The sequence below is a fragment of the Streptomyces sp. BR123 genome (genome assembly GCF_013401435.1).
Taxonomy (GTDB): Bacteria; Actinomycetota; Actinomycetes; order Streptomycetales; family Streptomycetaceae; genus Streptomyces.
Window position 1 is genome coordinate 1 of record NZ_JACBGN010000206.1, and the last position, 13,272, is coordinate 13,272.

The window sequence follows — 13,272 nt, forward strand, 5'->3', positions numbered from 1 at the left end:
GGGGGCGGGGGCGGCGGGGCGCCGTACGGTCCGGGCTGCTGCGGCGGCTGGCCTCCGTACGGTCCCGGCTGGTTGTAACTCATGCCCACGTCCCCCTTCAGGATGTTTATGCAGTCCACACATCCTTGCTCACCGGCGACGGGTGGAAGGCCCCGGCCCCCAGGATTACCGGTTTCAGTACCGGACCGTTACGCCTCTAAACTGTGCCCGTGACCGAGAACACGCAGACACCCAGCAGCCCCAACTCCGAACTGCCGACCCAGTACGCGCCGGCCGAGGTAGAGGGGAAGCTCTACGAGCGCTGGGTAGAGCGTGGGTACTTCACCGCCGATGCCGCGAGCGAGAAGCCCGCGTACACCATCGTCATCCCGCCGCCGAACGTCACCGGCTCCCTCCACCTGGGCCACGCCTTCCAGCACACGCTGATGGACGCCCTGACCCGCCGCAAGCGCATGCAGGGCCACGAGGCCCTCTGGCTGCCCGGCATGGACCACGCCGGCATCGCCACCCAGAACAAGGTCGAGCAGCAGCTCGCCGAGGAGGGCAAGTCCCGCCACGACCTGGGCCGCGAGGAGTTCATCGACCGCGTCTGGCAGTGGAAGGAAGAGTACGGCGGCAAGATCCTCGGCCAGATGCGCCGCCTCGGCGACGGCGTCGACTGGTCGCGCGAGCGCTTCACCATGGACGAGGGCCTGTCCAGGGCCGTCCAGACCATCTTCAAGAAGCTGTACGAAGACGAGCTGATCTACCGTGCCGAGCGCATCATCAACTGGTGCCCGCGCTGCCTGACCGCCATCTCCGACATCGAGGTGGAGTACCAGGAGGACGCCGGCGAGCTCGTCTCGATCACGTACGGCGAGGGCGAGGACACCCTGGTCGTCGCCACCACCCGCGCCGAGACGATGCTCGGTGACACCGCCGTCGCCGTCCACCCGGACGACGAGCGGTACAAGCACCTGGTCGGCAAGCAGATCAAGCTGCCGCTGACCGACCGCACCATCCCGGTCGTCGCCGACACGCACGTCGACCCGGAGTTCGGCACGGGCGCCGTCAAGGTGACCCCGGCGCACGACCCGAACGACTTCGCCATCGGCCAGCGCCACGACCTGCCCGCCATGACGATCATGGACGAGCGCGGTGTGATCACCGTCCACGGCCCCTTCCTCGGCCTGGACCGCTTCGAGGCCCGTTCCGCGGTCGTCGGCGCCCTGCGCCAGCAGGGCCGGATCGTCGCAGAGAAGCGCCCGTACATGCACTCCGTGGGCCACTGCTCGCGCTGCAGCACCACCGTCGAGCCGCGCCTGTCCATGCAGTGGTGGGTCAAGGTCGGCCCGCTGGCCAAGGCCGCCGGTGACGCCGTCCGCGACGGCCGCGTCGCCATCCACCCGGCCGACCTGTCGAAGCGCTACTTCGACTGGGTCGACAACATGAACGACTGGTGCATCTCGCGCCAGCTGTGGTGGGGCCACCGGATCCCGATCTGGTACGGCCCGAACGGCGATATCGTCTGTGTCGGCCCCGACGAGCAGCCGCCGACGGGCGAGGGCTGGCACCAGGACACCGACGTCCTCGACACCTGGTTCTCCTCCGGCCTGTGGCCGTTCTCCACGCTCGGCTGGCCGGAGAAGACCCCGGACCTGGCGAAGTTCTACTCCACCGACGTCCTGCTCACCGGCCACGACATCATCTTCTTCTGGGTCGCCCGGATGATGATGTTCGGCCTGTACGCGATGGACGGCGAGGTGCCGTTCAAGACCATCGCCCTGACCGGCCTGGTCCGCGACGAGCGCGGCAAGAAGATGTCGAAGTCCTTCGGCAACGTCGTCGACCCGCTGGACTGGATGGACAAGTACGGCTCCGACGCCGTCCGCTTCACCCTGGCCAAGGGCGCCAACCCGGGCACCGACGTCCCGATCGGCGAGGACTGGGTCCAGGCCTCCCGCAACTTCGCCAACAAGATCTGGAACGCCACGCGCTTCGCGCTGATGAACGGTGCCACGGTCGAGGGCGAGCTGCCGTCGGCCGAGCAGCTGTCCGCCACCGACCGGTGGATCCTGTCCCGCCTGAACGAGACGGTCGCCCAGGTCGACGCGTACTACGAGGACTTCCAGTTCGCCAAGCTCAGCGAGGCGCTCTACCACTTCGCGTGGGACGAGGTCTTCGACTGGTACGTCGAGCTGTCGAAGACCACGTTCTTCGCGGGCGGCGAGGGCGCCAAGGCCTCCGGCCGGGTCCTCGGCGAGGTCCTGGACGTCCTGATGCGCCTCCTGCACCCGGTCGTCCCGTTCGTCACCGAGACCCTGTGGACCACCCTCACCGGCCGCGAGTCCATCGTGGTCGCCGAGTGGCCGACCGACAGCGGCTTCCGCGACGAGGCCGCCGAGGCCGAGATCGAGAACCTCCAGCAGGTCGTCACCGAGGTCCGCCGGTTCCGCGCCGACCAGGGCCTGCAGCCGGGCCAGAAGGTCCCGGCCCGGCTCGACCTGGCCGGCACGCAGCTGGCCGCGCACGAGGCGGCCATCCGCCAGCTGCTGCGCCTCCAGCCGGAGGGCGAGGGCTTCAGCGCCACCGCCACCCTGCCGGTGGCCGGGGCCACCGTCGCGCTCGACCTGTCGGGCACCATCGACGTGGCCGCCGAGCGCAAGCGCCTCTCCAAGGACCTCGCGGCCGCGGAGAAGGAGAAGGCCCAGGCCGAGGCGAAGCTCGGGAACGAGGCCTTCCTGGCCAAGGCCCCCGACAACGTCGTGGACAAGATCAAGGGCCGCCTGGCCAAGGCCGAGGCCGACATCGCGCGGATCCAGGCCCAGCTGGAGGCCCTGCCCGCCGCCTAGCAGCCGGCCCGCAGGCTGCGGGCCGCGCCACGGTCGTACGAAGGCCCCGCACCGCCGGTGCGGGGCCTTCGCCGTACCCGCCGTACCCGCCGTACCCGCCGTACCCGCGGTGCCCGCCGCCCTCCGCGCGGATTCTCGATCTTCCGCCCGGGACCGGTCTGCCGGATCCCCGGCGGCGACCGCGGACGGCCCGCCCTCGCGGAGCAGAGCGGGCGCGCCGGCTCACCCGTACGGCTCAGCCTGGACCCGCAGGTCCACGACCCGTCGCCGCTGCGGCAGGCGGCCGTCCACCGGGTGGTGCGGAATGCCCCACCGACGCCGCCCCGCCGCCCGGTCCGCGCCCCTGCTGTGGCCCGGCCGGCACGGCCGAGCGCGTCCGCAGCCCCGGCGGCGCCCGGACGGCACCCCGACGCCCACCCGGACCGGGGACGCGTACCCCGCCGTGGCGGCTCCGCCCCGGAGGGAGCGGAGCCCGGGCCCCGCACGCACCCGCCGAAGCCGAGGGCCGCGCGGCCCTCCCGGCCCCCGTCCGTAGACTGGCCCTGTGAGTGAGCAGCAGCCCGAGAGCCACGGCCCCGACGACCGCGACGACACCCTCGACATGTTCGACCGGATCGTGGCGGAGGAAGCCGACCGAGACCCCGACCTGGCGGTGATCGAGGCCGGCAGCCGGACCCTGCGCGCCCAGGCCGGACCGCCCCAGGGCGACCCGGTTCCCGAGGCGCCCCTCGACCCCGAGACGGCGCAGGCGCTGCGGGAGGTGGAGCAGGAGCTGTCCACCCGCTGGGGCGAGACCAAGCTGGAGCCCTCCGTCAGCCGGATCGCCGCGCTGATGGACGTCCTGGGGGAGCCGCAGCGCGCGTACCCCTCCATCCACGTCACCGGCACCAACGGCAAGACGAGCACGGCCCGCATGATCGAGGCCCTGCTGAACGCCTTCGAGCTGCGCACCGGCCGGTACACCAGCCCGCACGTGCAGTCGATCACCGAGCGCATCAGCCTGGACGGGGCGCCGATCACCGCGGAGCGGTTCGTCGACACGTACCGGGACGTCAAGCCGTACGTGGAGATGGTCGACGCCTCCCAGGAGTACCGGCTGTCGTTCTTCGAGGTCCTCACCGGGATGGCGTACGCGGCGTTCGCGGACGCGCCCGTGGACGTGGCCGTCGTCGAGGTCGGCATGGGCGGCAGCTGGGACGCGACCAACGTGATCGACGCCGCGGTCGCGGTGGTCACCCCGATCAGCCTGGACCACACCGACCGGCTCGGCTCCACTCCTGCCGAGATCGCCCAGGAGAAGGGCGGCATCATCAAGCAGGACGCCACCGTGATCCTGGCGCAGCAGCCGGTGGACGCGGCGCAGGTGCTGCTGAAGAAGGCAGTCGAGGTGGACGCGACCGTGGCCCGCGAGGGCATGGAGTTCGGCGTCGTCTCGCGCGAGGTGGCGGTCGGCGGGCAGATGCTGACGCTGCGCGGCGTGGGCGGCGAGTACGAGGGGATCTTCCTCCCCTTGTACGGCGCCCACATGGCGCACAACGCGGCGGTCGCGCTGGCCGCGGTGGAGGCCTTCTTCGGGGTCGGCGCGCAGCAGGCCCGGGAGTTGGACGTGGACACCGTGCGCCGGGCCTTCGCCTCGGTGACCTCGCCGGGCCGGATGGAGGTCGTCCGACGCAGCCCCACGGTGATCCTGGACGCGGCGCACAACCCGGCGGGCGCGCAGGTCACGGCGGAGGCGGTGACCGAGGCGTTCGGCTTCAGCCGGCTGGTCGGCGTCGTGGGCGTGAGCGACGACAAGGACGTGCGGGCGGTCCTGGAGGCCTTCGAACCGATCTTCGCGGAGGTCGTGGTCACGCAGAACACCAGCCACCGGGCGATGTCCGCGGACGCGCTGGCCGCCGTCGCGGTCGAGGTCTTCGGCCCGGAGCGGGTGCAGGTGGAACCGCGGCTGGACGACGCCCTGGAGGCGGCGATCACCCTGGCGGAGGAAGAGGCCGAGTACGGAGGAGCCGGCGTCCTGGTGACCGGCTCCGTGATCACGGTGGGCGAGGCCCGCCTGCTGCTGAAGAGGGGCTGAGGATGCGCACCCTGTGTGCCTCGACGCTGATCGGCGAGTTCTTCGTCATCGGTTTTGCCGGGTTGGTGGCCATGAAGGACCCGGACCTGACCCAGGCCACGGTCTGGACGGTCTGCGGGATCGCCATGCTGCTGTCGGTGCTGCTGTGCGGGATGCTCTCCCGGCCGGGCGCGGTGCAGATCGGCTGGGCCCTGCAGATCGGCCTGGTCGCGAGCGGCTTCGTGGTCCCGATGATGTTCTTCCTCGGGGCCGTGTTCGCAGGCCTGTGGTGGTGCTCCGTGCACTACGGCCGCAAGATCGACGCCGCCAAGGCCCGCTGGGCCGCGCAGAGCGAAGCCCAGGCCTGAGGCTGCGCCCTGCGGGTGCCGTCCGCTTCGATGCCCGCGGCACCCGGGCCCTCCCCGCCTCTGCGGAGGTGTTCCGCGCCGGAGGCCGTCTGTCGTGGTCCGGTGGGCGAGCGGTCCGGGTGCTGCCGAGCGGATCCCTCCCTGTAGCCTCGGAATACCGCACCCGTATGCCGCAAGGAGCCACACCATGTCCCAGCGCACGCTCGTCATCCTCAAGCCTGACGCAGTCAGGAGGGGCCTGGTCGGTGAGATCATCGGCCGTATCGAGCGGAAGGCCGGCTGGACCATCCCGGCCATGGAGCTGCGTACCCTCGACCAGGAGACCCTGGAGACCCACTACGGCGAGCACAAGGGCAAGGTCTTCTACGAGCCGCTGATGGGCTTCATGGCGAGCGGCCCGGTCGTCGTCCTCGTGGTCGAGGGCGAGCGCGCGATCGAGGGCGTGCGGCAGCTGGCCGGCCCGACCGACCCGATCGCCGCCGCGCCCGGCTCCATCCGGGGCGACTTCGGCACCGTCACCCGCGAGAACCTGATCCACGCCTCGGATTCCGAGGAGTCCGCGGAGCGCGAGCTGAAGCTGTTCTTCCCCTCCCTCTGACGGGTCCTTTGACGGGTCCTTTGACGGGTCCTCGGACGGGTCCTCCACCGGTCCTCCGCCGGGTCCTCCGCCAGGTTCTCGGCCCGTTCTCCGACGGGTCCCCCTGACGGCCGTGTCCTGATGCAACATCAGCCGAATAGCGCTCACGACCTGGGGCGACCGAAGTAATTTCGGTCGCCCTTCGGTATGGCCGGGCCCGCGCGGGAACGCATGTGCAGGACACGACGTCACCACTAAGGGGGCGGGTATCCGTTCCGGCGGGATTGCCGGAGTCCCGTCGCGCGATGTCCGTACCCTCGGCACTACGATGGGGCCTCCACCCACACACCCACCTCGCCGACCTGACAGCAGCCGCTATCAACTGGAAGGCCAGACGCTCCTCATGGGGAACAAGGGGAACAACATGTCGTTCATCGGCCGTGACATGGCGATCGACCTCGGGACCGCCAACACGCTGGTGTACGTGAGGGGCCGGGGGATCGTCCTGAACGAGCCGTCCGTGGTCGCCATCAACACGAACACCGGTGGCATTCTGGCGGTCGGCTCCGAGGCGAAGAAGATGATCGGGCGCACGCCCGGCAACATCGTCGCCGTCAGGCCCCTCAAGGACGGCGTCATCGCCGACTTCGAGATCACCGAGCGTATGCTCCGGTACTTCATCCTCAAGATCCACAAGCGCCGCTACCTGGCCCGCCCGCGCGTCGTGGTCTGCGTCCCCTCCGGTATCACCGGGGTGGAGCGCCGCGCCGTCATCGAGGCGTCCACGCAGGCCGGCGCCCGGCAGGTGCACATCATCGAGGAGCCCATGGCCGCGGCCATCGGCTCGGGCCTTCCCGTGCACGAGGCCACCGGCAACATGGTCGTGGACATCGGCGGCGGCACCACCGAGGTCGCGGTCATCTCCCTCGGTGGAATCGTCACGGCGCAGTCCATCCGGGTGGCCGGCGACGAGCTCGACAACGCGATCATCCACCACATCAAGAAGGAGTACAGCCTCCTCCTCGGTGAGCGGACCGCCGAGCAGATCAAGATCACCATCGGGTCGGCGTACGACCTCGACCAGGACGAGCACACCGAGATCCGCGGCCGCGACCTGGTCTCCGGGCTGCCCAAGACGGTGGTCATCTCGGCCGCCGAGGTCCGCAAGGCCATCGAGGAGCCGGTCAACGCCATCGTGGACGCGGTGAAGACCACTCTCGACAAGTGCCCGCCGGAGCTCTCCGGCGACATCATGGACCGCGGCATCGTCCTGACCGGCGGCGGCGCGCTGCTGCGCGGCCTCGACGAGCGGCTTCGCCGCGAGACGGGCATGCCGATCCACATCGCCGAGGACCCGCTGGACTCCGTCGCCCTGGGCTCCGGCAAGTGCGTGGAGGAGTTCGAGGCGCTCCAGCAGGTCCTGGACGCCCAGCCCCGGCGCTGAACGGCTCACCGGGCCGCCCGGGAGAACAGCGGAACACAATGATCCGCCGTATGGGTGCTGCCGCGCCCGTGCGGCGGATCGTTGATATACAGGCAACAGTCCGGTGCAAGCCCCGGCTCCACCGGAGTCGTTCAGCCGCTCGGCTATCTACGAAGGAAGGCACGGCCGCCGCACGTGAGGGACACACGAGAAAGCCGGCTGCTCCTGGTGCTCCTGATCGCCATCGCGTTCGCATTGATCACGGTGGACATCAGGGCAGGAGAGGAGTCTCCGGTCGACGGCGCCCGCCAGGCCGCCGCGGCGGTCTTCGGACCGGTCGAGAAGGGCGTCGCGACGGCCGTCGATCCGGTCGCCAACGCCATAGGAGCGGTACGCGACTCCGGCGAACGACACAGCCGCATCGCCGTGCTGGAACGCGAGAACGCCGCCCTGAAGGCCAAGCTCGGCAGCGAGGACCAGGCCCGCAGCCGGATCCGCGAACTCGACGAGATGCTCAAGCGGGCCGGCGCCGGACAGTACGGCATCAAGGGCGCCGAGGTCATCGCCATAGGAGCGGCCCAGGGCTTCTCCTGGACCGTCACCATCGACGCCGGCAGCAAGGACGGCATCGAACGCGACATGACCGTCATCAACGGCGACGGCCTCGTCGGCCGCGTCGCCACCGTCGGCCCCGACACCGCCACCGTCGTCCTCGCCAACGACCCCGACTTCACCGTCGGCACCCGCCTGGAGAAGACCGGCGAGCTCGGCTTCGCCACCGGGCAGGGCGACCGGGCCCTGTCCGTCCAGATGCTCAACGGCAAGGCCAAGATCAGCGCTGGAGACCGGCTCGTCACCTTCGGCTCGCGCGGCAACAAGCCCTTCGTGCCCGGCGTCCCCCTCGGCGAGGTCGTCAAGGTCGATCCCGCGCGCGGCGACCTGACCCGCACGGTGTGGGTCCGCCCGTTCGTCGGGTTCTCCCGCCTGGACATCGTCGGCGTCGTCGTCATGCCCCCGCGCGAGGACCCCCGCGACGCCGTCCTGCCGCCGAAGCCCCAGGCCGTGCCCACGCCGACGGTCACCGTCACGGTGACCCCGTCCCCGTCCGCGTCCGCCGGCGCGTCCGCCGGTCCGGCCGACGAGTAGGAGCAGACCGCCATGCGCTTCAACCGGATCCTGCTCGCCTCCACGCTCATCCTTGTCGCCCTCGTCGTCCAGGTCAGCGTTCTCGGCCGGCTGCAACTGCCCGGCGCCGTCCCCGACCTGGTCCTGCTGACCGTCGTCGCACTCGCCCTCGTCTACGGGCACGTCGGCGGCGCCCTCACCGGCTTCGCCGCCGGCCTCCTCGCCGACCTGGCCCCGCCCGCCGACCACGCCGCCGGGCGGTACGCGCTCGTCCTGTGCGTCATCGGCTACGCCGCCGGCCTCGTCCGCCCCGACTCCGGGCGGTTCCGCTCCGCCTGGGGCCCGCTGCTCACCGTCGTCGCCGCCGCGATCGGCTCCACCCTGCTGTACGCCGGCGTGGGCGCCCTCGTCGGGGACACCGCCGCCCGCCACGTGGGCCTGACGGGGCTGCTGTTCACCGCCACCCTCTACGACCTGCTGCTCGCGCCGTTCACCGTGCCGTTCGTCATGGCCCTCGCCCGGCGCGCCGAGAGCGACCCGATGGCCGTCGAGGCGGGCGGCGGCCAGGCCGCCGCCACCGACGTCTCCTCCGGCTGGCTCGCCGGCGGCACCGGACTGCGCATCGGCAGCCAGCGCGGCGGCCTGCGCCTGATGACGGCCCGCAACCGGGCCAACCGCGCCGGACGGATAAGGGGGGTGAAGGGCGTCAAGAGCGTGAAGAGCGTCAAGAAGCTGTGAAGGGGCAGGGCCCGTGACCAACACCCCCGCGACCGGCCGGATCCACCGGGTGCAGATCCGGCTCGTCATCATCCAGGTCCTCATCTTCTCCATGTTCTGCACGCTCGGCGGACGCCTGTGGTACCTCCAGATCCGCAACGGCGGCGAGTACTACGACGAGGCGAAGAGCAACCACGTCCAGCGGGTCGTCCAGCCCGCCGTCCGCGGCCCCATCCTCGACGCCCGCGGCGTCGCCCTCGCAGACAACGAGACCCGCCTCGTGGTGTCCGCCAGCCGTACGGCGCTGATGAAGATGAAGGACAAGGGCAAGGACGTCCTCACCCGGCTCGCCGCCGTCCTGGACATGTCCCCCCGGGAGGTCGTGGAGAAGGTCCGCATCTGCGACTCCCAGACCCCCAAGCCCTGCTGGAACGGCTCCCCCTACCAGCCCATCCCGGTCACGTCCGAGGCCACCACCCAGCAGGCCCTCCAGATCCGCGAACGCCCCGAGGAATTCCCCGGCATCACCGCCGAGCCGACCGCCGTACGCCGCTACCCGGCGCCCGGCGGCGCCCGCACCGCCCAGGCGCTCGGCTACCTCTCGCCGGTCACCGACGAGGAGATCCAGAAGGCCAAGGACACCGACTCGCCCCACCTGCGCTCCGACCAGGTCGGCCGCTCCGGCATCGAGCGTACGTACGACAAGCAGCTGCGCGGCAAGGCGACCGTCACCTCGTACGAGGTCGACAACCTCGGCCGGGTCATGGGCCAGACCAGGTCCGACCCGGGCGTGCCCGGTTCCACCCTGGTCACCAGCATCGACGCCCGGGTCCAGGCCGTGGCCGAGTACGAGCTGCAGCAGGCGATGAAGACCGTCCGCCACGAGACCGACAAGATCACCGGCCGCAAGTACGAGGCCGACTCCGGCGCCGTCGTCGTCATGGAGGCCAAGACCGGCCGCGTCGTCGCCATGGCCTCCCAGCCCGACTACGACCCCAACGCCTGGGTCGGCGGCATCTCCGGCGCGGACTACGCCGCGCTCACCGGCAAGAACTCCAACTACCCGCTGCTCAACCGGGCCATCCAGGGCCAGGCCCCCGCAGGCTCCATCTTCAAGGTGGTCTCCGCGAGCGCGGCCGTCCGGGCCGGCTACCCCTTCGACAGCAAGTACAACTGCAGCAGCTCCTACAGCCTCGGCGGCCGGAGCTTCGCGAACTTCGAGTCCAAGGGGCACGGCCCCATCAGCCTCGGCGAAGCCCTCAAGTTCTCCTGCAACACCGTCTTCTACGCCCTCGGCCACAAGGAGTGGCAGCGTGACGGCGGCCTCAAGCCCAAGAAGGACGCCCACGACTGGTTCTACCGGACCGCCCGCGAGTTCGGACTCGGCTCCGAGACCGGCATCGACCTGCCGAACGAGGTCACCGGCCGCATCCCCGACCGCCAGTGGAAGAAGGACTTCTGGAAGGCCAACAAGGACGCCTGGTGCAAGCAGGGCAAGAAGGGCGGCACCTACGTCGAGCAGATCGCCTACGAGAGCTGCCTCGAAGGCAACCAGCTGAAGGCCTTCGACAGCATCAACTTCGCCATCGGCCAGGGCGACGTCCTCGTCACCCCGATCCAGATGGCCACCGCCTACGCCGCCATCAGCAACGGCGGCACCCTCTTCAACCCCACCGTCGGCAAGGCCGTGATCAGCCCCGACGGCAAGCGGGTCGACGTCGTCAAGCCCACGCCCCACGGCAGGCTGCCGGTCGACGCCAAGACCATCCAGAACCTCGACAAGGGCCTGCGCATGGTCGTCGAGCCCGGCGGCACCGCAGCCTGGCGGTTCGTCGGCTGGCCGCAGGACAAGATTCCGATGCGGGCCAAGACCGGAACCGCCCAGGTCTACGGCAAGCAGACCACCTCGTGGCTGGCGACCTACACCGACGACTTCGTGATCGTGATGACGATCTCCCAGGCCGGGACCGGATCCGGTGCCTCCGGACCCGCCGTGCGCAACATCTACAACGCCATGTACGGATACGACATGGCCGGCAACCACGACCCGGCCAGGGCCCTCCTGCCCCGGCCCGAGTCCGCACTGCCCCCCGTCCAGCCCGACGGCTCCATCGCAGCACCCGAGATCAAGCCGTACGTGCCCCCGTCCCCGGAGGAACTGGCGCCGCCCGCGCTCGCCGGACCCCCCGCCCAGCCCCCGTCGTGGCACGACTGAGCCGAAAAGCGACCATGCAGACCGCCAACAAGTTCTCCGTATCCCGCTACGCACCCGAGCGCGGCGCGATGGCCAGACTGACCTCGCGCGACTCCGTGCTGCGCCGCCTCGACTGGCCGATCATCTTCTCCGCGCTCGCCCTGTCCCTCCTCGGCAGCCTGCTGGTGTGGTCCGCGACCCGGAACCGCACCCAGCTCAACCAGGGCGACCCGTACTACTTCCTCGTCCGGCACGCCCTGAACACCGGCATCGGACTGTTGCTGATGATCGGCACGATCTGGCTCGGCCACCGGACCCTGCGCGGCGCCGTGCCGTTCCTGTACGGGATCTCCCTCGTGCTGATCATCGCCGTGCTCACCCCGCTCGGCGCCACCATCAACGGCGCCCACGCGTGGATCGTCATCGGCGGCGGCTTCTCGCTCCAGCCCTCCGAGTTCGTGAAGGTCACGATCATCCTGGTCATGGCGATGCTGCTGGCCGCCCGGGTGGACGCCGGCGACCTCGCCCATCCCGACCACCGCACCGTCGTGAAGGCGCTCTGCCTCGCCGCCGCCCCCATGGGCATCATCATGCTGATGCCCGACCTGGGCTCGGTCATGGTCATGGTCGTCATCGTGCTCGGCGTGCTGCTGGCCTCCGGCGCCTCCAACCGCTGGGTGCTCGGCCTGCTCGGCTCCGGCGTGGCCGGCGCCGTCCTGGTCTGGCAGCTCGGCATCCTCGACGAGTACCAGATCAACCGCTTCGCGGCCTTCGCCAACCCCGACCTCGACCCCGCCGGCGTCGGCTACAACACCAACCAGGCGCGCATCGCGATCGGCTCCGGCGGCCTGACCGGTGCCGGCCTGTTCAAGGGCTCGCAGACCACCGGCCAGTTCGTCCCCGAACAGCAGACCGACTTCGTGTTCACGGTGGCCGGGGAGGAGCTCGGGTTCGTCGGGGGCGGACTGCTCCTGCTGCTGCTCGGCGTGATCCTGTGGCGGGCCTGCGTGATCGCCCGTGAGACCACCGAGCTGTACGGGACGATCGTCTGCGCCGGGATCATCGCCTGGTTCGCCTTCCAGTCCTTCGAGAACATCGGGATGAACCTCGGGATCATGCCGGTGGCGGGTCTGCCGCTGCCCTTCGTCTCCTACGGAGGCTCGTCGATGTTCGCCGTGTGGGTGGCCATCGGGCTGCTGCAGTCCATCAAGGTGCAGCGGCCGCTGTCGGCCTGACGGGGGGCGGTCTTCGGCCGTTTCCCGGCCGAGCGGCTGCCTCAAGGCGGTTCACCCTCCCGTCGTGATCCGTACGGGATTAAGTTCGATGTATGGCGGATTCAAAGCGGGAGATCGAGCGCAAGTTCGAGTTCGAGACGAGCGAGGCGGCCCGGCGCGGCGTCCCGGACCTGACCGGCACCGCCGGGATCGCGAAGGTCGCCGACCGGGGCACCGTCGACCTCGACGCCGTCTACTACGACACCCCCGACCGGCGGCTCGCCGCCGACGGACTCACCCTCAGGCGCCGGACCGGCGGCTCCGACGCCGGCTGGCACCTCAAACTGCCCGTCTCCCCGGGCGTCCGCGACGAGGTCGCCGCCCCGCTCGGCGACACCGTCCCCCGCTCGCTCGCCGCCCTCCTCCGCTCCCGGGTCCGCGACAGCGGCCTCAGGCCGCAGGTCCGCCTGCTCTCCTCGCGACGGGTCAGCCACCTCCTCGACGCCGACGGCGCCCTGCTCGCCGAACTCTCCACCGACAGCGTCCGCGCCGAGGCCGAACCCGCCGGAGGAGGCACCGCGGAAGCGGCCGAGGCCGCCGCCGGAGCCGTCGCCACCTGGACCGAAGTCGAGGTGGAACTCGCCGACGGCGTCGACCCCGCCCTCCTCGACGCCGTCGAGAAGAAGTTCCGCAAAGCCGGGATCCGGGTCAGCGACGCCCCCTCCAAGCTCGCCCGGGCCCTCGCCGAGACCGGCAGCGCACCCGCCCCC

At 70.8% G+C, this 13,272-nt stretch carries 10 protein-coding genes; all 10 read left to right on the top strand.

The features are described 5' to 3' along the window. The first annotated feature begins 209 nt into the window (after window positions 1-209). The gene (locus tag HYE82_RS26040; RefSeq protein ID WP_179176594.1) at window positions 210-2,831 is read left to right on the top strand and encodes a valine--tRNA ligase; all 2,622 of its coding nucleotides are present in this window, start codon (window positions 210-212) and stop codon (window positions 2,829-2,831) included. Between the two features lie 544 nt (window positions 2,832-3,375). Further along, window positions 3,376-4,905: a folylpolyglutamate synthase/dihydrofolate synthase family protein gene (locus HYE82_RS26045; RefSeq protein ID WP_179176595.1), complete on the top strand. Its 1,530-nt coding sequence runs from the start codon at window positions 3,376-3,378 to the stop codon at window positions 4,903-4,905. Window positions 4,906-4,907: 2 nt separating this feature from the next. Further along, entirely contained in the window at window positions 4,908-5,252 is a 345-nt protein-coding gene (locus HYE82_RS26050; RefSeq protein ID WP_179176596.1) for a DUF4233 domain-containing protein, read from the top strand. 187 nt (window positions 5,253-5,439) lie between these two features. Then, a complete protein-coding gene (ndk, locus tag HYE82_RS26055) occupies window positions 5,440-5,850 on the top strand; it encodes a nucleoside-diphosphate kinase (protein WP_179176597.1) in 411 nt (136 codons plus the stop codon). Window positions 5,851-6,253: 403 nt separating this feature from the next. Continuing rightward, entirely contained in the window at window positions 6,254-7,273 is a 1,020-nt protein-coding gene (locus tag HYE82_RS26060; RefSeq protein WP_179176603.1) for a rod shape-determining protein, read from the top strand. 174 nt (window positions 7,274-7,447) lie between these two features. Next, a complete protein-coding gene (gene mreC / locus HYE82_RS26065; protein WP_179176598.1) occupies window positions 7,448-8,398 on the top strand; it encodes a rod shape-determining protein MreC in 951 nt (316 codons plus the stop codon). 12 nt (window positions 8,399-8,410) lie between these two features. Then, window positions 8,411-9,115: a rod shape-determining protein MreD gene (mreD, locus tag HYE82_RS26070; protein ID WP_179176599.1), complete on the top strand. Its 705-nt coding sequence runs from the start codon at window positions 8,411-8,413 to the stop codon at window positions 9,113-9,115. A 13-nt stretch (window positions 9,116-9,128) separates the two neighbouring features. Continuing rightward, window positions 9,129-11,309: a penicillin-binding protein 2 gene (mrdA, locus tag HYE82_RS26075; protein ID WP_179176600.1), complete on the top strand. Its 2,181-nt coding sequence runs from the start codon at window positions 9,129-9,131 to the stop codon at window positions 11,307-11,309. 14 nt (window positions 11,310-11,323) lie between these two features. After that, complete coding sequence (gene rodA / locus HYE82_RS26080; RefSeq protein WP_179176601.1) at window positions 11,324-12,523, top strand: rod shape-determining protein RodA; 1,200 nt, start codon at window positions 11,324-11,326, stop codon at window positions 12,521-12,523. 92 nt (window positions 12,524-12,615) lie between these two features. After that, window positions 12,616-13,272 (top strand): CYTH domain-containing protein (locus HYE82_RS26085; RefSeq protein ID WP_179176602.1); only part of this gene is annotated, 657 nt, incomplete at its 3' end.

Coding starts and splice junctions, on each gene's coding strand:
- HYE82_RS26050 (WP_179176596.1), top strand. CDS start 4,908: ATGCGCACCCTGTGTGCCTCGACGCTGATCGGCGAGTTCTTCGTCATC.
- ndk (WP_179176597.1), top strand. CDS start 5,440: ATGTCCCAGCGCACGCTCGTCATCCTCAAGCCTGACGCAGTCAGGAGG.
- HYE82_RS26060 (WP_179176603.1), top strand. CDS start 6,254: ATGTCGTTCATCGGCCGTGACATGGCGATCGACCTCGGGACCGCCAAC.
- mreD (WP_179176599.1), top strand. CDS start 8,411: ATGCGCTTCAACCGGATCCTGCTCGCCTCCACGCTCATCCTTGTCGCC.
- rodA (WP_179176601.1), top strand. CDS start 11,324: ATGCAGACCGCCAACAAGTTCTCCGTATCCCGCTACGCACCCGAGCGC.